This is a genomic window from Mycetohabitans endofungorum (assembly GCF_037477895.1).
Lineage (GTDB): Bacteria > Pseudomonadota > Gammaproteobacteria > Burkholderiales > Burkholderiaceae > Mycetohabitans.
In genome coordinates, this window is the sequence record NZ_CP132744.1 from 2,059,816 (window position 1) to 2,083,960 (window position 24,145).

The window sequence follows — 24,145 nt, forward strand, 5'->3', positions numbered from 1 at the left end:
GAAAACACATCCCACGTCACTGTGGAATACCTACGGTACTGCTATTCATCACAACTGCATCGGACACTACGAAGCCTCACCACCGATGCATTACTGCCCGGTCCGTCACGGTATAGCCGCAACGCTCACGCCTGCGGGCCTTGCCGGCCATGACCCGCCTTCGCCGCACCGGTAGCTGGGTCGATTTGCTGGTACCAGGCCACGACCCGATCAACCGCTTCACCGATCGACAACGTGGACGTGTCGAGCAGGCGCGCGTCCGCCGCTGGCTTCAGCGGCGCGCTGGCGCGATTTGCATCGCGCGCATCACGCTCGCGCAAATCCCGCAGAAGGTCATCTATATTAGCAGAAAACCCTTTTTGTATCAATTGCTTATAACGCCTCTGCGCGCGGGCCTCCGCACTTGCCGTCAAAAACACCTTTAATATCGCGTCGGTAAAAATCACCGTGCCCATGTCGCGACCGTCCGCGACCAGGCCGGGCGGCTTGCGGAACGCGCGCTGCCGGGCCACCAGCGCGCCGCGCACCGGCGCGTGTACCGCGATCGCCGAAGCCAACTTGCCGACGGCCTCATGCCGAATCTCGGTCGAGACGTCCACACCATCCAATTGCGCACAGCCTTCGCGAAAGGTGATATGGAGGTCATCGATGAGCGCCACCAGCGCGGCGACGTCGTCCTTGCCCACTCCATAGCGCTGCGCCGCCAGCGCCGCCAGCCGATACAGCGCGCCGCTGTCCAGCAAATGAAAGCCCAGGTGCGCCGCCACCAGTTGCGCGACCGTGCCCTTGCCGGATGCCGTCGGCCCGTCAATCGTGATGACTGGCACGGGTTCATAAAATGGACGATTGGACTTCATTACTCTATTGGAAACTAAAACACTTCAAACGGCCGACCCTACGCACGCGGACCGGCCGGCCGCCGGCACGGGGTCAAGCGCGCGCAATCGCGGCAAATCTGTCGAAATAATCAGGAAATGTCTTACCGACGCAACTGGGATCGTGAATCCTCACCGGAACATTGCCCAGGCTGGCCAGCGAAAAGCACATTGCCATCCGATGGTCATCATACGTGTCGATCGCGGCATTGGGCGTCAGCGCGGCGGGCGGCGCCACACGCAGGTAGTCCGCGCCTTCCTCGACGTGCGCCCCGAGTTTGCGCAGTTCGGTGGCCATGGCGGCGATCCGGTCCGTTTCCTTAACCCGCCAGCTGCCGATGTTGCGCAGCGTGGTCATACCGCTAGCGAACAATGCGGCAACTGCGATCGTCATCGCGGCATCTGGAATCAGATTGAAATCCATGTCCAACGGCTGCAGCTTGCCATCATCTGATTCGACCCCGCGCACTTCGATCCAGTCGTCGCCGATCATCACGTTCGCCCCCATACGGACCAACGCGTCGGCAAACTGCACGTCGCCTTGGATGCTGGCCCGCCCGACGCCTTCGACACGCACCGGCCCATGGGCGAGCGCGCCGGCCGCGAGGAAATAGGACGCCGACGACGCGTCGCCTTCAACGACGATCCGCCCCGGCGAGCGATAGCGCACGCGGCCGGCGGCCGGCACGATGAAGCGCCGCCAGCCATCACGCTGCACATGCACGCCGAAGCGCTCCATCAAGCGGATCGTGATCTCAATATAGGGTTTGGAGATGAGTTCGCCGTCTACTTCGACTACCGCCTCGCCGCCGGCCGTCTCCACCAGCGGCAGCGTGATCAGCAGCGCAGTCAGGAACTGGCTCGATACGTCGCCCCGCACGCGAATCGGCGCATTCGCGCAAATCGACGCTGGATGCACGAGCAACGGCGGATAGCCCGGATTGCCTTCATAGTCGATTCGCGCCCCGAGCTGCCGCAGGCCATCGACCAGGTCACCGATTGGGCGCTCGTGCATTCTCGGTACGCCATGCAGTCGGTACTCGCCGCCCATGACTGCCAACGCCGCAGTGAGCGGCCGCACGGCGGTTCCCGCGTTGCCGAGAAACAACGCCGCCCGTTTGACTGGAAACACGCGCCCGGCGCCTGTCACGGTGCAACGCCGCTGCACGGCGTCATGCTGCAACACGACGCCCAGTTGTTCGAGCGCGGCCAGCATAACGCGGGTATCGTCCGAATCGAGCAAGTTGTCGATCGTCGTGACGCCCTCAGCCAATGCCGCCAGCAGCAGCACACGATTCGAGATACTCTTGGAGCCAGGCAGGCGCACCGTGCCAGTCGCGCGCGTGTAGGGTCCGAGATCGAGGTATTCCATGATAGAAGTTCCTTTCAGCACCGCTTGAGCTCGGACGCCGCGTCACGCTCGTGGCCCCATTGCGCCCGCGCGCTGCGCGAACGCGCAAACAGCGCTTCGAGCGTCGCACCATCGCCCGCAGCGATCGCCGCGCGTACTGTCCCGAGCACGGCCGAGTAAGCGTCAATCCCGTCTAGCAGCGCATCACGGTTGGCCACGCAGATGTCACGCCACATTTCCGGATTCGACGCCGCGATCCGCGTGAAGTCGCGAAAGCCCCCGCCGGCGAACGAGAGCTTCAACGCTGCGTCCGGCGCGCGCAGAATCGTCTCGACGAGCGAGAACGACAGCACATGCGGCAAGTGGCTGACGGCGGCGAAAACCGCATCGTGCTGCTGCGCAGTCATCTCATGCAGCGAGGCGCCGCTCGCCTCCCACAGGGCAGCTACCCGATCCACTAACACGCGCGGGTTCTCCGCGAGCGGGCACAACACCACCTTGCGTCCCACATACAGGTCGGCGAGCGCCGCCTCGACCCCGCTGGATTCGCGTCCGGCGATCGGATGCCCAGGCACGAACTGCGCGAGCCGCGCGCCTAGCGCGGCGCGGGCGGCGGCAATGACGTCTTGCTTCGTGCTGCCCGCGTCGGTGACGATCGTGGATCGCTCCAAGTGCGGCGCGATGGCACCGAGCAGCGCACGGGTTTGTGCGACGGGCGCCGCCAGCACGACCCAATCCGCGCCGCGCAACGCGCCGGCCAGCGCGGCGTCATCGTCGATCATGATCGCCTCATCGATGATGCGCCGCTCAAGTGCCGTGCGCAACGAGCCGGCGCCACGGCCGACACCGACGATCGTGCCGGTGCGGCCGTGACGCTCGCGCAGCGCCAACGCCAATGAGCCGCCGATCAGCCCGACGCCGACGACGACAAGTTTATTAAACGAGAACACGGCCACGATACGATAATGTAATAAAGTGTACGGTATGCACCTGCTGGATCAGGACGGTGCCAACGCCTTTTGCAGTGTGGCGAGGAACACTTCATTGGGAGCAAGCGCACGCACGTGGGACCGACCGTATTGCATGGCTGACATGATGTTTCAGGCTCCAAACAAATAACGACGAGGTTGGCCAACAGTTGTGGCAAGCGATGGCGATCACACGTCAGCCGCCAGCGAATGGCCCGCCGGCGCGGGTCCTACCGAGCCCGCGGATAGGAGCCGAGTATCTTTACATAGGCTGCGGCATGCTCCAGCTCCACGAGCGCGGCCGCGACCGCCGCGTCGTGCCGATGGCCTTCAAGATCGATATAGAAAAAATACTCCCACGCACTGCTGCGCGCCGGGCGCGACTCGAAACGGCTCATCGATACACCATACTGTGCCAGCGGCTCGAGCATTCGGAACACGGCACCCGGCTCGTTCTTCACCGACAAGATCACCGATGTCTTGTCGCAGCCCGTCGCACCCGGCGGATCGCCGCCGAGGATCAGGAAACGCGTGCGATTGCACGGATCGTCCTGGATCAACGCGAACGCAGTCTGCAAGCCGTACTGCTTCCCGGCGCGTTCGCTGGCAATCGCCGCGACGGTGGGTTCCACCGCCGCCACCCGGGCAGCCTCGGCATTGCTTGACACCGCCTGGCGCTCGAGCAGCGGCGCGTTGGCAAAAAGCCAGTTCTGGCACTGCGCGAGTGCTTGCGCATGCGCGCATACCCGAGTGACCCCTTGCAACGTGCCGCTTTGCGTAAGCAGATGATGCTGAATCGGCAGCGATAGCTCACCGCTGATCTGCAGCGACGTCTCCAGCAACAAGTCCAGCGTGCGCGACACCGCACCTTCGGTCGAATTCTCGACGGGCACGACACCAAAATCGGCTGCGCCCGCCTCGACCGAGCGGAACACCTCGTCGATCGACACGCACGGCAGGCCGGTCATCGATTGGCCGAAATAGCCGAGCATCGCCTGCTCGCTATAGGTGCCCTCCGGGCCCAGGTACGCAGCCCGCTGCGCTTTCTCAAGTTGGCGGCTCGCCGCCATGATCTCGCGCCAAATCAACGCGATATGCTCGCCACCCAGCGGCCCGGCAGATAACGCCTGCAGACGCGCGATCACCTGCTGCTCGCGCTCCGGCTGGAACACTGGCGCGTTATACGCCTTCTTGACCTCGCCGACCTCGAGGGCCACCTGTGCACGCTGGTTCAGCAGCGTGATCAATTGCCAATCGATCTCGTCGATGTGCTCGCGCAATGGCTTGAGCTTCAAATCCAATTCTTCGTCCATCGCAACATCGGCCCGTGAAAAAAACCGGTCCTGGGTCCACGCGACCTCAGGCGCGGCGTTGCTCGAATTCCTTCATGTATTCGACGAGCGCCTTTACGCCGTCCAACGGCACCGCGTTGTAGATCGATGCCCTCATGCCGCCAACGGACCTGTGGCCCTTCAGTTGCAATAGCCCTCGCGCGTTCGCGCCGGCCAGGAAATCGTCGTTGCGCGATTCGTCAGCAAGAAAGAACGGCACGTTCATTCTCGAGCGCGACCCGCGTTCGACCTGGTTTGAGTAAAAATCGCTGCCGTCGATGAAGTCATACAGCAGCGTGGCCTTCTCGATATTGCGCGCCTCGATCGCGGCAAGACCACCCTGGCGCTTTAGCCATTGAAACACCAGCCCGGCGACATAGATCGCATACGTGGGGGGTGTGTTGTACATCGAGTTGTTCGCGGCAATCGTCTTCCACTCGAACGCCGATGGGCAAATCGCGAGGGAGCGATCCAGCAGATCCTCGCGCACGATCACGATCGTCAAGCCGGCAATGCCAATGTTTTTCTGCGCGCCGGCAAACAACGCACCGCACTTGGCCACGTCCATCGGGCGCGACAGAATGTGTGACGACGCATCGACCACCAGCGGCACATTGCCCAGGTCGGGAAACTCGAACATTTCGACGCCGTCAATCGTTTCGTTCGAGCACACGTGCACGTACGCAGGATCATCGCAGAGCCGCCATTCCGACACTGCCGGCATCCGCGTGAAACCCACATCGGTTTTGCCCGAGGCGGCAATATGCGCGTTGCAATACTTCTTTGCCTCGTGATAGGACTTCTGCGTCCAGGCGCCGGTCAACACGAAATCCGCACTCGAGCGCGAGCCTAGCAGGTTCATCGGCACAATCGCGTTCGCGCCGAGCCCGCCGCCTTGTAGAAATAGGATCTGGTGGCTGGCCGGCACTGCCAGCAGTTCACGCAGGTCGAGCAATGCCCGCTCGTGGATCGACGAGAATTCACGGCCGCGGTGGCTCATTTCCATCACGCCCATGCCGCAACCGTGCCAATCGAGCATCTCGTCGGCAGCCTGTTGCAATACCTCTTCAGGCAGCGCCGCGGGGCCCGCCGAAAAATTGAACGCTCGCATCTGGGACTCTAGCTGAAACGAACGCAAACAACGCGCCTGCGTCGAAAAAAAGCAATGGCCGCTTGCAGTATCGCAAACGACCATTATGACATCGCCATCGCAGCACCGCCAAGTGACTGACGGCGCCCAGCCCGCCGCTCACGCGCCGCCGCGTCACCCGCGTGGCGGCGCGCATCCGCGGCCAACGTTACTTCGCCTTGACCGCGGCCACTTCCTTGTCGGCCTGGTCGCGCGTTGCCTTGATCGATGCCGGCATGTACTTTTGCATCAGGCCGCTGACCACGTCGCGGCCTACCTGATCCTGCACCTCGATGAACTTGCGGCCAGTCGGGCTCTTGTAGAACGCCGTCAGGTCTTTGATTTCCGATGCCGAATAGTACTTCGCATACGCTTCATACTGCGCCTGCATCGCATCCTGGCGGAATGGTTCGCTGTTGAATACCGTGCCGGCGGATTCCACGAGCTTGGGCACGGCATTTTTTTGCAGCGTCGGCACGGCGGCCTGCTTCTGCTTGTCGTTGAGCGCCTTGTTCTCGGTCAGCGCATCAGACAGGATCGCCGGCACCAGTTGCTTGGCTTGCATTTGTGCGCTGGTGGCAATGGCGCCGACCAGCTTCGGCGCGTCGATCGCATCGAGCAGGTCCTTGATGGCGGCCTGTTTGGCCGGATCGATCGGCGCTGCACTGGGGGTCGAAGCCGCGCCGCCCTGGGTAGGCAGCGCCTGTGCCATCGCCAACGTCGGCACGAAAAGGGCCAGCAACATCCACTGCTTGAATTGTTTTTGCATCACGACTCCCATGAAAAAGTTGTTCTGTCGACCCAGCGCTCGCTCCGCAGCCCCACCCGACTGACATGCATTCAGCTGGCCGTCATTCGTCAGCGCCACCCGTCTCCGTGTCGGACTCGGCGTCGGCTTCCGCGTCGGTCTCAGCGATCTGCTGCAAGCCAGACAGCTTGGTGCCCTCGTCAAGGCTAATTAGTGTAACACCTTGCGTTGCGCGGCCCATCTCACGGATCTCAGAAACGCGCGTACGGATCAGCACACCAGCGGTCGTAATCAGCATAATCTCGCTATCCGTTTCAACCAGCGTCGCGGCGACCACCCGGCCATTGCGCTCCGAGGTCTGGATCGCGATCATACCCTTTGTGCCACGCCCATGCCGCGTGTATTCGGCAATCGGCGTGCGCTTGCCGTAGCCATTCTCGGTCGCAGTCAGCACCGATTGTGACTCGCCGCCGGCCACTAGCAACGCGATCACCTGCTGGCCGTCCTCGAGCTGCATGCCACGCACGCCGCGTGCCTCCCGCCCCATCGGCCGCACGTCGTTCTCGTCGAAGCGCACCGCCTTGCCGGCGTCGGAGAACAGCATCACGTCATGCTGTCCGTCGGTGATCTGCGCGCCGATCAGGAAATCGCCATCATCGAGCCCCACCGCGATGATGCCCTTCCTCAGCGGCCGCGAGAACGCCTCCAGCGGCGTCTTCTTCACGGTGCCAAGCGACGTGGCGAGGAATACGAACTTGTCAGCCGAAAATTCCTTGACCGGCAGCACCACGTTGATTTTCTCGCCTTCCTGCAGCGGGAACATATTCACGATCGGCCGGCCGCGCGAGTTACGCGAGCCCTGCGGCACCTCGTAGACCTTAAGCCAATACACGCGCCCGCGATTCGAGAAGCACAGGATGTGATCATGTGTGTTCGCGATGAACAACGTCTCGATCCAATCGTCGTCCTTCATCACGATCGCCTGCTTGCCGCGGCCACCGCGCTTTTGCGCACGATACTCGGACAGCGGCTGCGACTTGATGTAGCCGGCGTGCGACATCGTGACGACCATGTCCTGCGGCGTAATCAGGTCCTCGGTGCCAAGCTCGGTGGCATTCAATTCGATCTGCGAGCGCCTCGGGTCACCGAATTCCGCCTTGATCGCGACCAGCTCGTCGGCAATGATCGTGCGGATCCGCTCCGGCTTGGCCAGGATATCCAGCAGATCGGCGATCTGCGCCATCACCTCGCGATACTCGGCGGTGATCTTGTCTTGCTCCAGGCCGGTCAAGCGTTGCAAGCGCATCTGCAGGATTTCCTGCGCCTGCGTGTCCGACAGCTTATACAACCCGTCGGCTTGCATGCCGAAGATGGGCGCCAGCCCATCGGGGCGGAACGCATCGCGCCCGCCCGGGGTTTCGCCTTGCGCGCGCGATAGCATGTCGCGCACTAGCGCCGAGTCCCACGCGCGCGTCATCAACTCCTGCTTTGCGATCGGCGGCGTCGGCGCCGCCTTGATGATCGCAATGAACTCGTCGATGTTCGCCAGCGCCACCGCCAGGCCTTCCAGCACGTGGCCGCGCTCACGCGCGCGGCGTAACTCATAGAGGGTGCGGCGCGTGACGACTTCGCGCCGATGCGACAGGAAGCACTCCAGCAGCTCGCGCAGGTTCAGCAGCTTCGGCTGGCCGTCAATCAGCGCGACCATGTTCATGCCAAACGTATCCTGCAGCTGCGTATTCTTGTACAGATTGTTGAGCACAACCTCCGGCACTTCGCCGCGCTTAAGCTCGATCACCACGCGCATGCCGCTCTTGTCGGACTCGTCACGGATATCAGAGATACCCTCAATCTTCTTCTCGTTGACCAACTCGGCGATGCGCTCAAGCAGCGAGCGCTTGTTCACCTGGTATGGCAACTCATCGACGATGATCGCCATGCGCTGGCCGCGGTCAATCTCCTCGAAATGGGTCTTGGCGCGCATGACAACGCGGCCACGGCCGGTACGATAGCCGTCGCGCACACCTTGCACGCCGTAGATGATCCCCGCCGTCGGGAAATCGGGCGCTGGGACGAGCTCGATTAGCTCGTCGATCGACGCTTGTGGATGATTTAACAGATGCTGGCACGCGTCGACGACTTCGTTCAAGTTATGCGGCGGGATGTTCGTCGCCATGCCGACCGCGATACCGGACGAGCCGTTGATCAACAGGTTCGGGATCCGCGCCGGCAGCACCTGCGGCTGGGTCTCGCTGCCGTCGTAGTTCGGCTCAAAGTCCACGGTCTCCTTGTCGATATCGGCCAGCAGCTCATGGCCAATCTTCGCGAGCCGGATCTCGGTGTAGCGCATCGCCGCGGCGTTGTCGCCGTCGACCGAGCCGAAGTTGCCCTGCCCGTCCACCAGCATGTAGCGCAGTGAGAAATCCTGCGCCATGCGCACGATCGTCTCGTAGACTGCGCTGTCGCCGTGCGGGTGGTATTTACCGATCACGTCCCCGACGATACGCGCGGACTTCTTGTACGCGCGATTCCAGTCGTTGTTCAGCTCATGCATCGCATAGAGCACGCGCCGATGCACCGGCTTAAGTCCATCACGCGCATCGGGCAGCGCGCGGCCCACGATCACGCTCATCGCGTAGTCGAGGTAGGAGCGGCGCATTTCCTCTTCGAGAGAAATGGGCAGGGTCTCTTTGGCGAATTGATCCATTTATTGGTGTCTTTGACGAACTCTGGCGGTGCCGGGCCCGGGCCGGGGGCGTGGCGTAGGCACATGTGCCGGCGTGGCGGTAGCGGACAACGCGTATCGCACAATTCTAGCATGCGAGCCCCGGCGGCCTCGGCGCGCAGTACCGCGCGCGCGGGCACACAGCCTCACCGGCGCGCTCATCCCGAACCTGAAGCGCCGTGCAGCGCCAGGGGGCACATCGGCCGCGACGGCTCGCGCGTGAATGTCGCGGGTCGCCACCCAATTCATCCCCTTTCTCGACGGCGTCCGAACGCCTATCTACAATGCTGCACAGCCAAGCCCGACAGTGTTCTTCGGCGACTGTTGCGAGCAAACCACAATTGCCGGATCAAGGCCTAGCGAGAAGGATAAATTTATCGTTGGATAGGACCGGTATGGCAAAATGTGGCGCAGAAGTCAGTCACTGTTCGAAGTGTATACACATCGGTTTTTCGCATTGCCATAATGTTATACTTCGCGCAATGTCTGACTTGTCTTCGTCAACAGGCTCGCAGTAAAGCTGCGGTAATCTCAATTTCGAGAGGAGAAATATGAATAAACTTTCAAAGCTCGCGTTCATTGCAGCTACCGCGGTCATGGCTGCATCCGCATCGGCACAGTCGGTGCCAGCTTCGCGACAAGCTGCCAACGACAACTGGGCAAACGGCACCGGCGAATACGTGTGGATGAACGGCACGAGCGAGCTTTGCTGGCGCGATGCTTTCTGGACCCCGGCCACCGCGAACGCGAAGTGCGACGGCGCGCTGGTAGTTCAGGCTCCGACGCCGCCGGCACCCCCGCCGGTCGTACCAGCACCCATCATCACGAGCCAGAAGGTCACTTATCAGGCGGACACGCTGTTCGACTTCGACAAGGCGGTGCTGAAGCCAGCCGGCGAAGAAAAGCTCGATGATTTGGCATCGAAAATCCAGGGTTTGAATCTCGAAGTGGTCGTCGCCACGGGTTACACCGACAAGATCGGCTCGGACAAGTACAACGACCGTCTGTCGCTGCGCCGCGCGCAAGCGGTGAAGACATATCTAGTCAGCAAGGGCATCCCGGACAACCGCATCTACACGGAAGGCAAGGGCAAGCGTAACCCGGTCGTGACGGACTGCAACCAGAAGAACCGCAAGGCGTTGATCGCGTGCCTGGCACCGAACCGCCGCGTGGAAGTGGAAGTCGTCGGTACGACGAGCCAAACCATCGATCCGTCGAGCCAGCCCGCCGGTACGACGAACCAACCCATCGATACGTCGAACCAGCCTGTCGGTACGCCGAGCCAGCCGCAGCAATAAATCGGCTCGCTTGCAACCGAGGTTTCTAGCCCTGCATCGGCAGGGCTTTTTTTTGCCCTTATCCGAGTGTCACCCACGACACCGCACGTTCCGCTCGGCGCCAATTGCGACATCATCGCGCAGGCACCGCTTTGCCGGCGTGTCAGTGGCCCGATATACTAGTCATTATTAGCCCGCGTGAACAGTTCGCGGCGCCGCGCCGCCTTGCTGCCGCCCCCGCCTTGCCCGTCATGACCAACGCCGATCCACACGAACTGCAGAAATTCAGCGATCTCGCTCATCGATGGTGGGATCCCAAAGCCGAATTCAAGCCGCTTCACGACATAAACCCGCTGCGACTGTCTTGGATCGACTCGCACGCCCATTTGCTCGACAAACGGGTGCTCGACGTCGGCTGCGGCGGCGGCATCCTGTCGGAGTCAATTGCGCAACTGGGCGCCGCGTCGGTCAAGGGAATCGATTTGTCCGAGAACGCACTGGGCGTCGCCGACCTGCACAGCCTGGAGAGCGGCGTGACAAACGTCGAGTATGAAGAAATCTCCGCGGAGGCCCTCGCCGATCGCGAGCCGGCGACCTATGATGTAGTCACTTGCATGGAGATGCTGGAGCACGTCCCGCAGCCGGCGAGCATCGTGCGCGCCTGCGCGCAGTTGGTGAAGCCGGGCGGCTGGGTGTTCTTCTCGACGCTGAACCGAAACCTGAAGGCCTATTTATTCGCGGTGATCGGCGCCGAATACGTGATGCAAATGCTGCCGCGGGGCACGCACGACTACACGCGTTTCATCAAGCCATCGGAGCTTGCAAAGTTCGTTCGTGACGCCGGATTGCTCGCGCATGAGTTCAAGGGGGTAGCCTATCACCCGCTCAGCCAGCGCTTCACGTTGACCGACGATACTCGCATCAATTACATGCTTGCGTGCCGACGCGCCGCGTGAACTGCAACAACATGACAGACATCCTCTCGCCGATCGCCTCGGTACCTGCCGTGTTCGCGACCTGCCGCGCAATCTTGTTCGACTTGGACGGCACGATCGCCGATACCGCGCCGGATCTGGCGGCAGCGGTCAACAAGATGCGCCGCGTGCGCGGTTTGCCGGATGTGCCGCTGCAGAGGCTGCGTCCGCTGGCCTCGGCCGGTGCACGCGGGCTGCTCGGCGGCGCATTCGGCATCGGGCCACAAGACCCCGATTTCAGCGCGATGCGAGAAGAGTTTCTCGCCAACTACGAGGCTGATCTTTGCATCGACACGACGCTGTTCGACGGCATTCGTCCATTGCTTGACGGACTGTCCGCGCGCGGCATTCAGTGGGGCATTGTCACGAACAAGGTCGAACGGCTGGCATTGCCGCTGGTCGCCCGACTGGGCCTGGGCGCCGCCGCCGGATGTGTGATCGGCGGCGATACCACACCGTACCCGAAACCCCACCCTGCGCCGCTGTTGTTGGCCGCACAGCGGCTCGGCATCGCACCGACCAGCATGGTCTACGTCGGCGACGACCTGCGCGATATCGAAGCCGGCAAGGCGGCCGGCATGCTGACCGTCGCAGCGGCCTATGGCTATTGCGGCAACAACATGGCTCCGTCCGATTGGGCAGCCGACCACGTGGTCGAAACGACAACGGAACTCCAGCGCCTGCTCGAGGTCATGTCGAAGTAACACGGACGCGGTAGGTTGGGCGTGCCCGTCCCTTGAAAGCCGCCCCATCGACCGCATCTGACGTTCTGTGAGATAATGGTTGTCTACTTTTCGGGGCCGACCTGGTTTCGACGTGGGTAGCGAAGCAATTCAGGGCATACCGAGGACCCGTCACCTCGTAAATCAATGGGACTTAAGTAACTGCGAACGACGAAACGTACGCACTGGCCGCTTAACACCGGCCTGCCTCGCACTAGCTCGCTGACGGGCTAGGGTCGTAAGACCGCGCGAGGTCATTCACGTCAGCTAATCCTCGGTGAAGTCACGGCGCCGGGGCCGAAAATTCAGTGACTCGCCGTAGCGAAGCGTGTTCGTCCGCGTCGGTGCGGTTAAAGCAAACGACTGGACTAAGTATGTAGAACTGGTTGTAGAGTGCTTGCGGACGCGGGTTCGATTCCCGCCGGCTCCACCAATATTCAAAACCCCAACCACGCTCGGTTGGGTTTTTCTTATGTGCTTCCGCCACGCCTCTCTCCTTCCTCTACGTCAAAAAGCTGCCAGAGCCCGCAGGCAACACGTCTCACGCTCATTTAAATCAATGGGTTGGGTGTTGTTCAACCAATCGGTTGTTTTCTGGCATGGGTATCCAATCGGTTTTCAGAGTCACCCACCTCGTGCCGGTCATTCACAGATGCGGTCGATGGATCAGCTTGAGTAACTTGACGCATCAAGGAATTATCCTTACCATCAATGGACGCAGGGGAGAAGAGCCATGTCCACCATTCATGAAGTCGCCACCATCACCTCGAAAGGCCAGATCACGCTACCCAAACCGATCCGCCAAGCGCTCGGTGTGGACTACGGCGGCAAGGTGGCGTTCGACCTGCACGGCTCGCAGGTTATCGTGACCCGGGCCGAGGATTCTGCCCATGAAGACCCGGCCATCGGGAGCTTTTTGGCATTGTTGGAAACAGACATTCGAAACGGGCGACACCTGACCACCTTGCCCAACGATCTCGTGCAAGCCATGCTGGCGACACTACCCCAGTTTGTCGACCTGGCCGCAGACATTGAAGGCGATGTGGCGCTGTGATCCAGCGTCACGGGTGGAATGTGCTCTTTCACGAATGTTTAATTGAGCAGCTAGTAAAACTGCATGCTGCGACTCAACGTGCGCAACAGCAAGATCCGCAAGGTTTCGAGTCCAACGCCAACGTCCGGCTGTTCGCTGCACTGTCGAAGTTGATATTCGAGGCCGTGCCGAGTGATCCGAACCGCGAGGAATACCGCCAAGGCAATACCATGGGCGCTGAGTTTCGGCACTGGCGGCGCGCAAAAATCGGACGACGATTTCGGTTGTTTTTTCGGTTCGACTCGAAAACCCGGATCATCATTTTTGCGTGGGTGAATGATGAAAACACCTTGCGCTCTTCCGGCAGCAAAAGTGATCCGTATGCCGTCTTCCAACGGATGCTGGAGCGCGGGCACCCACCGGACGATTGGGCTGCGCTGGTGTCGGCGAGCCAGTCCGATTGGAAGTAGGCCGGGCGGCCGCGGCGAGGGTAAGCCAGCCGTCGCGGCGACGTATTGCCGCACGGCCGAGCCCTCGATCGCGTGGCCGTTTTAAGCCGGGTTAGGTAGCTGCTGAATCAGCGCTTCGACTTGCGTGCCTTGACATGGTCCGGCAGCGTGGGAATCGGCGGGGCGCGAGGTGACGGCGGTATCCGACATCGACTTACGGCGCTTCACACTAAGTTTTCTCGTCAATGTCGAAAAACCGTTGCGAAAATTGTCCACCGACGCGCTGCGCGTACGAAGCTTAGACTGCTGCTTCGCTGACGAAGCGGGCGTTGTATCCGCCGCCGCGGCAGCAACACCTGGCACGGTTTGGTTGTTTAGCTTCATCGATTGGGCCGAGCTAGAGCGTCGTCGCCCTATGCTTTGAAGCGAGCTGGCCAAGCTGCTGAAGGTTCCTCGACGGCGTTTACCCGGCTGCTTAGGTGCCTCGGGTTGGACGTCATGCTTCGCATACTTATCCCAGCCGCTAATGGCCTCATCGACAAGTTTGATCATCAAATCGGCTTGCGCATCGATTCCCTTGGCAAGATGATCAATGAATCGTTTGATATCCGTCTTTAGCTGCGCGTCCTCTCCTGCGAGATGATCAGCAAGCCGCGCCGTAGCCGTCTTTGACTTTGCCTCCCCAACGCCCAGATGATTAACAAACGGCTCCACAGCCGTTTTTTGCTTCAAGTTCTCAGCTTTTTGAGACCAAGTCTTTTCCTCTTCAGTAGATAGTAGCTCAACGAACCGGCTCCTCAGCTTCGGTGAACTCGTACTTTCGAAGGATTGCCTGCTCGATTCAGCAGGCGAACGCGTCACCTCGCTCGACTCTTCGTTTCCGCGATGCCGGGAACGCAGGCCTGCCAGCTTACCCGGCCGCCCAGTACTTGGCGCCCTGCTCCGACTCTTCGGTGATAGCGAATCCGTATCTTTAATGTTTAACAAACGATCCAAGCCGATGTCCATCGGCAAGTCTGTCACGGAAATCTGCTGCGGTGAGTACACTTTCGTCATAGCGCTTGACATCCTTCTATCGTGCTGAACCCGCACACTACATCAATGCACGACTCAAGCTATTCAGGTACGCGATCACATATTGCCGTGCGCGAAGGCCCCGCTCACCGCCGTCCTGACGCTCCGTCAATGATCAGGAAACCGAATAGAATACCGCGGCCCCACCCCTTCCTGAAGCAGGACGCAATCGCCGCAGCACGCGGCATCGTACCCGTGCAGCCGCGCCACCGCGCCCTTAAACACGTCGCCGCGCAACTCATCGATAATCGTTGATAACGGTGCCATATCGAGCGCGGCTTGCTCGCACGCGAAGTAGTAATCCTCATCGACGATCGGAACGAAGTCCAGTCCGAAATACGCAGCCGCCGGCTGGACGCCGAACCCGACATCGGCCTTGCCGCTCGCCACGAACGCCGCGATCGCCGAATGCGTCAGTTCGGTTGACGCGTAGCCGTTAATGCGCGTCGGATCGATACCGATATCGCGTAGCATCAGGTCGAGCAGCATTCGCGTGCCGGAGCCCGGCTGGCGATTAACAAAGCGCAAGCCTTCGCGAGACAGGTCGGCGAGGCCGCCGATGTGCTCTGGGTTGCCCTTCGGTACGAACAACCCCTGCTTGCGGCGAGCCAGGTGAATCAGCACATGACGCTTGTCGTCCAGCCATGGCCGGTAGACGGCCGCACATACTGCACGGAACGGTCCAATCGGCAAGTGGAAACCGGCCAGGTCGCATTCGCCGCGCGACAACGACGCGACGGCATCCGCGCTGTCCCGATATCGGATCTCCACCGAGGTGCCGCCTTCGGCGAGCGCTTGAACTAGCGCCGCGACGGCATACCCGTGTGACGCGTGAATCCGCACGTCGTGCCGCGCTGAGGCCAGCAATCGCTGGATTTCATCGGTAACTTCGACACCGAGCGACTGCGCGAGCGGCCCCAGCCGTTCGATACGCACGCGCTCGGCCCACAGCAGTTTTTCGCCGAGCGGCGACAGCAGCGAACCTTGGCCTCGAACCTTGACCAGCAATGGACCGCCAAGGCGCTGTTCGGCCGTGCGCAGCACACCCCATGCGTGTCGATACGAGAGACCGAGCGCTTGCGCCGCGCTCGCAATGCTGCCTAACTCGACCAGTCGCGTCAGCAGCAGGATCACGTCTGACAAGCGCACGCTCGTATGATCATCCGCTACGATCCGCAATTCGGACACCGCTTCAATCCTGGGCGTCTTCATATGCAATTCCCTTTCCTATTGAAATCGACTCCGGCAACGTCTAACGTTCAGGAAAGTGATTCATTCCACGAACGGTATATGAATCTATAAATCATATATCATCTCCACTGGAGGCCCCTTGGCAGAACCCGCTACCGGCCGCGCAACGGGTGCCGCATTGGCGCCAGATGCGGCAGTCCGGCTTGTTATGCACCACACCAGTGCGGCAGCGCGCGCCGTACCGGGACATTCGCTTTTAAGCGTCTTACACGCCATCCAAGACGACGTCGGTTACATCCCCGACGGTGTCATCGCCCCGCTGGCCCAGGCAATGAACTTGTCGCGCGCCGAAGTTCACGGCGTGATCACGTACTACCACCACTTCCGCACGTCGCTGCCGGCCGCCGTGACCGTCCAGTTGTGCCGCGCCGAATCCTGCCGTGCGATGGGCAGCGAAGCGCTGGCGCGGCATGCCGAGGCCCACACGGGTCGCCGCTTCGATGCGTGTCGCCACGACGACGCCCATCGCGCGGCGCCCACAACGGCCAGCGCCGCGCCGCGGGCTGATGACCCAGCGGTCGAGCTACAATCCGTCTATTGTTTGGGTTTGTGCGGCACGTCCCCGGCGATGACGGTTAATGGCAAGCCATACGCTCGTGTCACGCCGGCGAAGCTCGATACAGTGCTCGCCGCGGCGATCGACGACGCGCGATTGGGAGCGCACCGATGACAATTCGCCTCTACGTCCCGTCCGATACGACTGCGATCGCGTTTGGAGCCGATGAACTCGCACAGGCCATCGCGGGACAAGCCGCACGGCGTGGGCTCGACATTGAACTGATACGAAACGGCTCGCGAGGATTGTCTTGGTTAGAGCCACTTGTGGAGGTCGGCACGGCCGCCGGCCGCATTGGCTACGCCAACGTTGCGCTGGAGGACATCGACGCGTTGTTCGACTCGGGTTGGCATGCCGATGACGACGCTACGCAGGCGCAGGCAGCGGCCCATCCGAAATGCGTCGGCCTCGTCGAGGCCCTCCCCTACTTGAGCAAGCAGCAACGTTTGACCTTTTCCCGGATCGGCATCGTCGATCCGCTGTCGATCGACGACTATGTGGCGCACGGTGGCCTGCAAGGCCTGCGCCGCGCGTTGCAGATGGCGCCAGCCGCCGCCTGCCAACTCCTAATCGACGCCGGACTGCGCGGACGCGGCGGCGCCGCGTTTCCGGCAGGCATCAAGTGGCGCACGGTACTGCAAGCCCAGGCAGACCAAAAATATGTGGTCTGCAACGCGGATGAGGGCGATAGCGGCACGTTCTCGGACCGCCTGTCGATGGAATGCGATCCATTCGGCCTGATCGAAGGCATGATCATCGCCGGCGTGTCGACCGGCGCGACGCAAGGCTACCTCTACGTACGCAGCGAGTACCCGCTGGCGATTGCGCGATTGAACGCGGCGATCGCCCGCGCACGCGCCGCCGGCTGGCTCGGCCCGGACGTGCTGGGCTCCGGTCGAGCCTTCGATCTATTCGTCGCGAAAGGCGCCGGCGCGTACGTCTGCGGCGAGGAGACGGCGCTGCTCGAATCGCTCGAAGGCAGGCGCGGCATCGTGCGCGCAAAGCCACCGCTGCCTGCGTTAGTCGGATACCGGGGCAAGCCGACAGTGATCAACAACGTAATCACGTTGGCGTCTGTGCCGATCATTTTCGCGCGTGGCGATGCGTTCTATCGGGATTTCGGCATGGGACGCTCGCGTGGCACGCTGCCGTTCCAACTCGCCGGCAATGTACGGCGCGGCGGGTTGGTCGAACTCGCGTTCGGCGTCACGCTGCGCGAACTGGTGTTCGAATTCGGAGGCGGCACAGCGAGCGGACGCCCCGCGCGCGCGATCCAGGTCGGCGGGCCGCTCGGCACCTATCTGCCGCCAAGCCAGTGGGACGTGCCACTGGACTACGAAGCCTATGCGGCGATCGGCGCCGTCGTGGGCCATGGCGGCATCGTGGTCCACGATGACACCGCCAACCTGGCCGAGCTGGCGCGTTACGCGATGCACTTCTGTGCACTCGAATCATGCGGTAAGTGCACGCCATGCCGGATCGGCTCCACGCGCGGCGCGGAGGTCATCGACAAGCTTCGTGCACCGGAGCAGGATGCGCGGGTGCGCGCACGCCACGTGACGTTGCTGCGCGAGCTGTGCGACACGATGCTGCACGGCTCGCTGTGCGCGATGGGCGGGATGACCCCCTACCCGGTGCTGTCCGCGCTAGACCATTTCCCCGAAGACTTCGGCCTTGCGGCCGCCGGCGGTGACACGCCATACGAGCCTGAACGCAGCGCCGCAGTATGACGACACACGCGCGCCGCCTTCGCGCGACGCGCAGGAGCAAGACAATGAACGACATGAACCAAGATGGCCTTCGTGGTGAGTGCGGGTCCGGAGCGTGCGCTTGCCGCGCGAATAACGTGCCGCTGGACGACGTCGATTTCGGTACGCCGGCGCGCCACGGTCCAAGTGTGTCGCTGCAGATCGACGGCGTGCAGGTGGACGTGCCGGCAGGCACATCGGTCATGCGCGCGGCGGTCCACGCCGGCATTCGCGTGCCGAAACTGTGCGCGACCGATTCTCTAGAGGCATTCGGCTCATGCCGGCTATGCCTAGTCGAGATTGAGGGCCGCCGGGGTTATCCGGCCTCTTGTACGACGCCGGTCGAACCGGGCATGAAAGTGCGCACACAAAGCGACAAGCTGCAGGCGCTGCGTCGCAACGTCATGGAGTTGTATATCTCCGATCACCCTTTGGACTGCCTGACGTGCCCGTCCAACGGGCGGTGCGAGTTGCAGGACATGGCGGGCGTCGTGGGGCTGCGCGAGGTTCGCTACGGCTACGATGGCGCCAATCACCTGCGCGACGCGAAGGACGAATCGAACCCGTACTTCACTTATGACGCCAGCAAGTGCATCGTATGCAACCGATGCGTGCGCGCGTGCGAGGAAACGCAAGGCACCTTTGCGCTGACTATCGCCGGACGCGGCTTTGAGTCGCGCGTCGCGGCAAGCGAAGGCGTCTCATTCATGGCATCGGAGTGCGTCTCGTGTGGGGCGTGCGTGGCCGCCTGCCCGACCGCGACGTTGCATGAGAAGTCGATTGCCGAACTGGGCCAACCGGAGCATGCCGTCGTCACAACCTGTGCCTATTGCGGTGTCGGCTGTTCGCTGAAGGCCGAGATGAAGGGCAACCAAGTGGTGCGGATGGTGCCACACAAGGACGGCCGCGCCAACGAGGGCCATGCTTGCGTGAAGGGACGCTTTGCATGGGGCTATGCGACGCACCGTGACCGCATCACGCGTCCGATGATCCGCGCGTCGATCGACGCGCCATGGCGCGAAGTGAGCTGGGACGAGGCGCTGGACTACGCGGCCAGTTCGTTCCGGCGCATCCAGGACAAGTATGGACGCGACGCGATCGGCGGCATCACATCGTCACGATGCACGAACGAAGAGACGTACCTAGTGCAAAAACTCGTGCGGGCAGCATTTGGCAACAACAACGTTGACACCTGCGCCCGCGTGTGTCACTCGCCGACCGGCTACGGCCTGAAGACCACGCTTGGCGAATCGGCCGGCACACAAACCTTCGCATCGGTCGCGCATAGCGATGTGATTATGGTGATTGGCGCCAACCCAACCGACGGCCATCCGGTATTCGGCTCACGGCTCAAGCGGCGCCTGCGCGAAGGCGCGAAGCTGATCGTGATCGATCCGCGCCGCATCGATCTGGTTCAGGGGCCCCATGTCAACGCGCAGTATCACCTGCCCGTGCGTCCCGGCACAAACGTCGCGATCATCAATGCGTTCGCGCACGTGATCGTCACCGAGGGCCTGCTCGACACGGCCTTCATCGCCCAGCGGTGCGAGCCGCTCGCATTCGAGCAATGGCGGGATTTCGCGGCCCAGCCGCAGAACGCGCCGGAAGCCACCGAGTCGATCACCGGCGTGCCGGCAGCGCAAGTGCGCGAAGCCGCTCGTCTGTATGCTACCGGTGGCAATGCGGCGATTTATTACGGGTTGGGCGTCACCGAGCATTCGCAGGGCTCCACGATGGTGATGGGCATCGCGAATTTGGCGATGGCCACCGGCAACCTCGGCCGTGAAGGCGTCGGCGTCAACCCGCTGCGCGGGCAGAACAACGTGCAGGGCTCCTGCGACATGGGCTCGTTCCCGCATGAGCTGCCGGGCTACCGGCATATCGGTGACGCCGCGACGCGCAGCTTGTTCGAGGACGCTTGGAACGTCACACTGCAACCCGAGCCGGGTCTGCGCATTCCGAACATGTTCGACGCCGCACTGAGCGGCACATTCAAGGGTCTGTATTGCCAGGGCGAGGACATCGCGCAGTCGGACCCGAATACGCAGCATGTCGCCGCAGCGCTGTCGTCAATGGAGTGCATCGTCGTGCAGGATATTTTCCTGAACGAGACGGCCAAGTACGCGCACGTTTTCCTGCCGGGCACATCGTTCCTGGAAAAGGACGGCACGTTCACGAATGCGGAGCGCCGGATTTCCCGCGTGCGGCAGGTGATGCCCCCGCTGCCTGGCATGGCCGACTGGCAGGTGACGATCAAGCTGGCCAGCAAGCTCGGCTACGCGATGGATTATTCCCATCCGAGCCAGATCATGGACGAAATCGCGCGGCTTACGCCCACCTTCCACGGCGTATCATACGCGCGGTTGGACGAACTGGGCAGCATCCAGTGGCCCTGCAATGAAGCGGCGCCGGACGGCACCCCGACCATGCACGTGGACACATTCGTGCGCGGCAAGGGACGCTTCGTGATCACGCAGTTCATCCCGACGCGCGAGAAGGTCACCCGCCGGTTCCCGCTGTTGCTGACCACGGGCCGGATCCTGTCGCAGTACAACGTCGGCGCGCAGACCCGCCGCACGGACAATTCGCGCTGGCATGAAGAGGACTGGCTGGAGATCCACCCGGTGGACGCAGAGGACCGTGGAATTAAAAGCGGCGACTGGGTCGGCATCGCGTCGCGCGCGGGACAAACGGTCCTGCGCGCGCAGGTCACCACGCGGATGCAGCCCGGCGTCGTCTACACGACGTTTCACTTTCCGGAATCCGGCGCCAACGTGGTGACCACCGACTCGTCCGACTGGGCAACTAATTGCCCGGAGTACAAGGTAACTGCGGTGCAGGTCACGCCGGTCGTCGGGCAGTTGTCGGACTGGCAGCAGCGCTATGCCCGCTTCAGCGACCGGCAACTGACGCTGCTAAACGAACGCAACTTGCTGGACGCCTCGAGCGTCGCAACGGCCAAGTAGGACGAGGAATCGACAATGGCAATGCCGCTGCACACCCTGGTCGACATGGTCAACCGCATTGGAGAGTTCTTCGAATCGATGCCCGATCGACACGCTGCACTCGAAGGTATCGCCGATCACCTAAAGCGCTTCTGGGAACCGCGCATGCGACGCACGCTGCTCGACGCGCTCGATCGCGGCGTAGATCCGGCGTTGGACGACTTGATGCCGATCACGCGCGAGGCCCTTATTCGCTATCGTGGCAGATTAATGCCGGCCGCCGCGCCGGCATAACCCGCGCCCCTCGCAGCTGCAGGAGGCGCTTGCACGACACGCCTGAGCAGCGTGCGGTTGTGGTTGCCCGTGCCATGACGCGGGCCATAGGCACGCCGAGCAGCGCGCGCAGGCCGCCACGTGTGCGTCCTGTGTGACACACGCCTATGCACCACACCATGGCGACTGACGACGCATCCGCTAGAATCCAGCATTTAGTCTACCGGGCAGCGCCCGAATGGAAACCGCGATGCTTTCATCGATGGCCGCAGTCGCGTTAGGCGGCGCGCTCGGCTCGCTGCTACGCTGGGTACTCAGCACGCGCTACAACAACGTGCTTCCCGCGTTGCCGCTCGGCACGCTCGCCTCGAATCTGATTGCTGGCTATGTGATAGGCGTATCCATTGCGTACTTCGGCAAACATGCGGATCTCGCACCGCAGTGGCGGCTATTCGTCATCACCGGCTTGATGGGCGGCTTGTCGACGTTTTCGACCTTCTCCGCCGAAATCACCGCGCATCTGCAAGCCGGACGCATCGGCTGGGCCGTCAGCGAGGCCGCGATCCATCTGGCTGGCTCGGTACTCATGACGCTGGCCGGGCTAGCCAGCGTCGCGTGGCTTCGCCGCTAGCCGCTAGCGGGTCGATGCCACCGTCGTTTCACGCGCACGCTGCGCTTGCGGCAGCGCGCCAAACCAATCCTCGCCATAGCGCAGCAGCGCGGGAGCGTCGCTCAGCAGCCGTCCGCGGGCCGCAACGTAGCCGTCCGGACGAACTAGGTAGAAGCACGGGCGCGTGCGTCCGTAGCTAAAGGCCAACGACGAGGCGCTCTCGCCCGATGCATCGCACGGCTGTTGCGTATCGCTCACCCGCCATGTACGTACGCGCGCACGAAGCAGTGCCTCGATCTTGGCGGCAAAGCTGCCCAGGGCACCGGCCTCCTCGCCGGCACGCGGCTCGTCATCGTCGGCCGACGTCATCACCAGCAAAGTAAAGTTCACCGGATCGTATAAGTCGAACAGTCGGGCCACATACGGCGCCTGACCGAGCGGGCCATCCATCACGTGCACCAATGCGTCCGGCGCCCGCTCGCCAGCGCGCACGCCCCCGTCGAGCGGGCACTCCAACGTCAGCGGACTGCGCCGGTACTGAATCGCAAGCTCGCTTACGGCGCGGCGCGCCGCATCACGAACCGGTCCGAGCGACGCGATCAGCGGGATCAGCTGGTCACGCACGAGCCGCAGCACGCCGTGATCGGCCTCAACCAGGTGCGTAGCAAAGCGGGTCTGCCGCAGCACGCCACGCTCAATCGGATTGCGTTCGAGATGGTACGTATCGAGCAAGTGATCCGGAGCGCCACCGTTGAGTACCTGCGCCAGTTTCCAACCTAGGTTCAGCGCCTCATGGATCCCGGCGTTCATTCCCTGCGCACCTGCCGGACTATGCACGTGCGCGGCGTCTCCGGCCAAGAATACGTTGCCGGTGCGCAGCCGCTCCACCATCCGGCTGTGAATATGGTAATACGAGGACCACGCCAGTTGCGACAGCCGCACCGGCACATGGATGCGGCGCTCGACCCACTGCTGGCATTCGTCGAGCGAAGGACCGGCGTTGTCGTCGTCCGTCTCGCGCTCCCGATCTTCGACGTCACCGATCTGTGTCAGGCGGCCCCCAACGGGGCGGCCTTCGGGCTGTGCGCCCGCCCCGACAGTCGGCGAAGATGTAGCATGGAGCAACCCGATGCGCACCGCGGCCTGATGCGCCGCGCCGACCGGCGGCCGGTCCGCAATCAGCCGGTAGCGATCACCGCCCAGCGGAAAGATTCCTGCCAATCCTTCGGCGCTGGCAAATAACTGGAATTCGTCGACCGGCAATGCCCAATCCACGCGCAGATCCACCAGCAGAAAGGACTGCGCCAGCGTTTCGCCAGCGAACGCGCCGCCCAGTAAGTGGCGCACCGTGCTGTGTGCGCCGTCGGCGCCAACCAGATACCGTACCCGCTGCGTTTGCACGCGCCCATCGGGCAGCCGCAGTGTCGCGTCAACCCCCGCTGCGTCCTGTTGCAGCCCGATCAGCTCGACGCCGCGCTCGATGTCCACGCCGAATTTGCGCAGATGTTCAGCGAGAATGCTCTCCGTCTGCGACTGGTCGACGAACAGTAGGTAAGGATAGCGGGTCTGCAGCGGGTCGAAATCGAGCCGCAACAGCGTTTGCCCGTTCGAGTACAGATGGGCGGCACGACCCCGATGCCCAATCTCGATGAACGGCTCCACCACGCGATGCAACTCGAGCAATTCAAGCGTACGCGCCTGGATCCCGATCGCGCGGGACGTGGTTGCGGGACACGGCGCGCGGTCGATGACGCGCAGCGCAATACCCGCGCGCGCCAGGCTCATTGCGGCGGCCAACCCCGTCGGGCCGGCGCCCACGATCAGTACCTGCGGTGGCTGTAGCGAAGAATGGGCCATGCTGCGCTCCGTCACTGTTGTTCGGTTCAGTTTAGGTTATTCGGTGGCGCTTCCCATGCCGCAACACGGCAGCAAGAAACGCGCCTAACTGAACACGTCTGACAGATGGTGGCCGGCGTCCGCCAGCAGCGCTATCGAATTGGCTAGCCAGCCATCAGCGCCTGCAACGCGACAATCGCCACGCTCAGCGCGACGGCGATCGCGAACGCCCGACCGTGGCCGGCGCTGTTTCGTGCTGCAACGTGACTG

The 24,145-nt window shown here is 62.5% G+C and carries 20 protein-coding genes and 1 other RNA gene; 11 read left to right on the top strand and 10 right to left on the bottom strand.

What is annotated here, in order from left to right; translation table 11 throughout:
- Positions 1–125: 125 nt before the first annotated feature.
- The 7 genes from cmk to gyrA all read right to left on the bottom strand — a co-directional run bounded on the left by cmk (position 126) and on the right by gyrA (position 9,109).
- Positions 126–857, bottom strand: coding sequence for a (d)CMP kinase (cmk, locus tag RA167_RS08970; RefSeq protein ID WP_076785280.1), 732 nt, complete (start codon positions 855–857; stop codon positions 126–128).
- Positions 858–930: 73 nt separating this feature from the next.
- Complete coding sequence (aroA, locus tag RA167_RS08975) at positions 931–2,247, bottom strand: 3-phosphoshikimate 1-carboxyvinyltransferase (RefSeq protein ID WP_076785281.1); 1,317 nt, start codon at positions 2,245–2,247, stop codon at positions 931–933.
- Between the two features lie 14 nt (positions 2,248–2,261).
- Positions 2,262–3,182: a prephenate dehydrogenase gene (locus RA167_RS08980; RefSeq protein ID WP_076785282.1), complete on the bottom strand. Its 921-nt coding sequence runs from the start codon at positions 3,180–3,182 to the stop codon at positions 2,262–2,264.
- A 242-nt stretch (positions 3,183–3,424) separates the two neighbouring features.
- A complete protein-coding gene (gene pheA, locus RA167_RS08985; RefSeq protein ID WP_076785283.1) occupies positions 3,425–4,507 on the bottom strand; it encodes a prephenate dehydratase in 1,083 nt (360 codons plus the stop codon).
- 46 nt (positions 4,508–4,553) lie between these two features.
- Positions 4,554–5,636 carry a 3-phosphoserine/phosphohydroxythreonine transaminase gene (gene serC, locus RA167_RS08990; protein ID WP_076785284.1) on the bottom strand — a complete coding sequence of 361 codons (1,083 nt, stop codon included), beginning with the start codon at positions 5,634–5,636 and terminating at the stop codon, positions 4,554–4,556.
- Positions 5,637–5,823: 187 nt separating this feature from the next.
- Positions 5,824–6,423 carry a DUF2059 domain-containing protein gene (locus tag RA167_RS08995; RefSeq protein WP_076787323.1) on the bottom strand — a complete coding sequence of 200 codons (600 nt, stop codon included), beginning with the start codon at positions 6,421–6,423 and terminating at the stop codon, positions 5,824–5,826.
- An 82-nt stretch (positions 6,424–6,505) separates the two neighbouring features.
- Positions 6,506–9,109, bottom strand: coding sequence for a DNA gyrase subunit A (gyrA, locus tag RA167_RS09000; protein WP_076785285.1), 2,604 nt, complete (start codon positions 9,107–9,109; stop codon positions 6,506–6,508).
- A 569-nt stretch (positions 9,110–9,678) separates the two neighbouring features.
- Here gyrA and ompA point away from each other — a divergent pair.
- The 6 genes from ompA to RA167_RS09030 all read left to right on the top strand — a co-directional run bounded on the left by ompA (position 9,679) and on the right by RA167_RS09030 (position 13,603).
- On the top strand, positions 9,679–10,425 hold the full coding sequence (gene ompA / locus RA167_RS09005; RefSeq protein ID WP_076785286.1) for an outer membrane protein OmpA: 747 nt from the start codon (positions 9,679–9,681) through the stop codon (positions 10,423–10,425).
- Positions 10,426–10,655: 230 nt separating this feature from the next.
- Complete coding sequence (gene ubiG, locus RA167_RS09010) at positions 10,656–11,360, top strand: bifunctional 2-polyprenyl-6-hydroxyphenol methylase/3-demethylubiquinol 3-O-methyltransferase UbiG (protein WP_076787325.1); 705 nt, start codon at positions 10,656–10,658, stop codon at positions 11,358–11,360.
- 11 nt (positions 11,361–11,371) lie between these two features.
- A complete protein-coding gene (locus RA167_RS09015; protein WP_076787327.1) occupies positions 11,372–12,082 on the top strand; it encodes an HAD family hydrolase in 711 nt (236 codons plus the stop codon).
- 92 nt (positions 12,083–12,174) lie between these two features.
- Positions 12,175–12,533: a transfer-messenger RNA gene (ssrA, locus tag RA167_RS09020) on the top strand.
- Between the two features lie 300 nt (positions 12,534–12,833).
- Positions 12,834–13,154, top strand: coding sequence for a type II toxin-antitoxin system PrlF family antitoxin (locus tag RA167_RS09025; protein WP_076785287.1), 321 nt, complete (start codon positions 12,834–12,836; stop codon positions 13,152–13,154).
- Entirely contained in the window at positions 13,154–13,603 is a 450-nt protein-coding gene (locus tag RA167_RS09030; RefSeq protein ID WP_076787329.1) for a type II toxin-antitoxin system YhaV family toxin, read from the top strand. The genes RA167_RS09025 and RA167_RS09030 overlap by 1 nt, the downstream gene beginning before the upstream one ends.
- A gap of 81 nt (positions 13,604–13,684) precedes the next feature.
- On the opposite strand, the gene RA167_RS09035 is transcribed toward RA167_RS09030, so the two are convergent.
- Both RA167_RS09035 and RA167_RS09040 read right to left on the bottom strand, forming a co-directional pair.
- Complete coding sequence (locus RA167_RS09035; protein ID WP_139336989.1) at positions 13,685–14,638, bottom strand: hypothetical protein; 954 nt, start codon at positions 14,636–14,638, stop codon at positions 13,685–13,687.
- A gap of 126 nt (positions 14,639–14,764) precedes the next feature.
- Entirely contained in the window at positions 14,765–15,868 is a 1,104-nt protein-coding gene (locus RA167_RS09040) for a substrate-binding domain-containing protein (protein WP_076785289.1), read from the bottom strand.
- 187 nt (positions 15,869–16,055) lie between these two features.
- Here RA167_RS09040 and RA167_RS09045 point away from each other — a divergent pair, with 187 nt between their 5' ends.
- From RA167_RS09045 to crcB, 5 genes are all read left to right on the top strand, one after another.
- Positions 16,056–16,577: an NAD(P)H-dependent oxidoreductase subunit E gene (locus RA167_RS09045; RefSeq protein ID WP_076785290.1), complete on the top strand. Its 522-nt coding sequence runs from the start codon at positions 16,056–16,058 to the stop codon at positions 16,575–16,577.
- Positions 16,574–18,193, top strand: a complete 1,620-nt coding sequence (locus RA167_RS09050) for a formate dehydrogenase beta subunit (RefSeq protein ID WP_076785291.1) — start codon at positions 16,574–16,576, stop codon at positions 18,191–18,193. Before RA167_RS09045 ends, RA167_RS09050 begins: the two co-directional genes overlap by 4 nt.
- 44 nt (positions 18,194–18,237) lie before the next feature.
- The gene (gene fdhF, locus RA167_RS09055; protein WP_076785292.1) at positions 18,238–21,177 is read left to right on the top strand and encodes a formate dehydrogenase subunit alpha; all 2,940 of its coding nucleotides are present in this window, start codon (positions 18,238–18,240) and stop codon (positions 21,175–21,177) included.
- Between the two features lie 15 nt (positions 21,178–21,192).
- Complete coding sequence (locus tag RA167_RS09060; protein WP_370642900.1) at positions 21,193–21,450, top strand: formate dehydrogenase subunit delta; 258 nt, start codon at positions 21,193–21,195, stop codon at positions 21,448–21,450.
- 229 nt (positions 21,451–21,679) lie between these two features.
- Complete coding sequence (crcB, locus tag RA167_RS09065; protein WP_076787333.1) at positions 21,680–22,060, top strand: fluoride efflux transporter CrcB; 381 nt, start codon at positions 21,680–21,682, stop codon at positions 22,058–22,060.
- Between the two features lie 3 nt (positions 22,061–22,063).
- Here crcB and RA167_RS09070 read toward each other — a convergent pair whose 3' ends face one another.
- The gene (locus RA167_RS09070) at positions 22,064–23,896 is read right to left on the bottom strand and encodes an FAD-dependent monooxygenase (protein WP_076785293.1); all 1,833 of its coding nucleotides are present in this window, start codon (positions 23,894–23,896) and stop codon (positions 22,064–22,066) included.
- Between the last annotated feature and the right edge of the window lie 249 nt (positions 23,897–24,145).

What these genes read in the sequence shown, in the direction of transcription:
- cmk (WP_076785280.1), bottom strand. Translation starts at nt 857, where the DNA reads ATGAAGTCCAATCGTCCATTTTATGAACCCGTGCCAGTCATCACGATT.
- aroA (WP_076785281.1), bottom strand. Translation starts at nt 2,247, where the DNA reads ATGGAATACCTCGATCTCGGACCCTACACGCGCGCGACTGGCACGGTG.
- pheA (WP_076785283.1), bottom strand. Translation starts at nt 4,507, where the DNA reads ATGGACGAAGAATTGGATTTGAAGCTCAAGCCATTGCGCGAGCACATC.
- serC (WP_076785284.1), bottom strand. Translation starts at nt 5,636, where the DNA reads ATGCGAGCGTTCAATTTTTCGGCGGGCCCCGCGGCGCTGCCTGAAGAG.
- RA167_RS08995 (WP_076787323.1), bottom strand. Translation starts at nt 6,423, where the DNA reads ATGCAAAAACAATTCAAGCAGTGGATGTTGCTGGCCCTTTTCGTGCCG.
- gyrA (WP_076785285.1), bottom strand. Translation starts at nt 9,109, where the DNA reads ATGGATCAATTCGCCAAAGAGACCCTGCCCATTTCTCTCGAAGAGGAA.
- ompA (WP_076785286.1), top strand. Translation starts at nt 9,679, where the DNA reads ATGAATAAACTTTCAAAGCTCGCGTTCATTGCAGCTACCGCGGTCATG.
- ubiG (WP_076787325.1), top strand. Translation starts at nt 10,656, where the DNA reads ATGACCAACGCCGATCCACACGAACTGCAGAAATTCAGCGATCTCGCT.
- RA167_RS09015 (WP_076787327.1), top strand. Translation starts at nt 11,372, where the DNA reads ATGACAGACATCCTCTCGCCGATCGCCTCGGTACCTGCCGTGTTCGCG.
- RA167_RS09025 (WP_076785287.1), top strand. Translation starts at nt 12,834, where the DNA reads ATGTCCACCATTCATGAAGTCGCCACCATCACCTCGAAAGGCCAGATC.
- RA167_RS09035 (WP_139336989.1), bottom strand. Translation starts at nt 14,638, where the DNA reads ATGACGAAAGTGTACTCACCGCAGCAGATTTCCGTGACAGACTTGCCG.
- RA167_RS09040 (WP_076785289.1), bottom strand. Translation starts at nt 15,868, where the DNA reads ATGAAGACGCCCAGGATTGAAGCGGTGTCCGAATTGCGGATCGTAGCG.
- RA167_RS09045 (WP_076785290.1), top strand. Translation starts at nt 16,056, where the DNA reads ATGCACCACACCAGTGCGGCAGCGCGCGCCGTACCGGGACATTCGCTT.
- RA167_RS09050 (WP_076785291.1), top strand. Translation starts at nt 16,574, where the DNA reads ATGACAATTCGCCTCTACGTCCCGTCCGATACGACTGCGATCGCGTTT.
- fdhF (WP_076785292.1), top strand. Translation starts at nt 18,238, where the DNA reads ATGAACGACATGAACCAAGATGGCCTTCGTGGTGAGTGCGGGTCCGGA.
- RA167_RS09060 (WP_370642900.1), top strand. Translation starts at nt 21,193, where the DNA reads ATGGCAATGCCGCTGCACACCCTGGTCGACATGGTCAACCGCATTGGA.
- crcB (WP_076787333.1), top strand. Translation starts at nt 21,680, where the DNA reads ATGCTTTCATCGATGGCCGCAGTCGCGTTAGGCGGCGCGCTCGGCTCG.
- RA167_RS09070 (WP_076785293.1), bottom strand. Translation starts at nt 23,896, where the DNA reads ATGGCCCATTCTTCGCTACAGCCACCGCAGGTACTGATCGTGGGCGCC.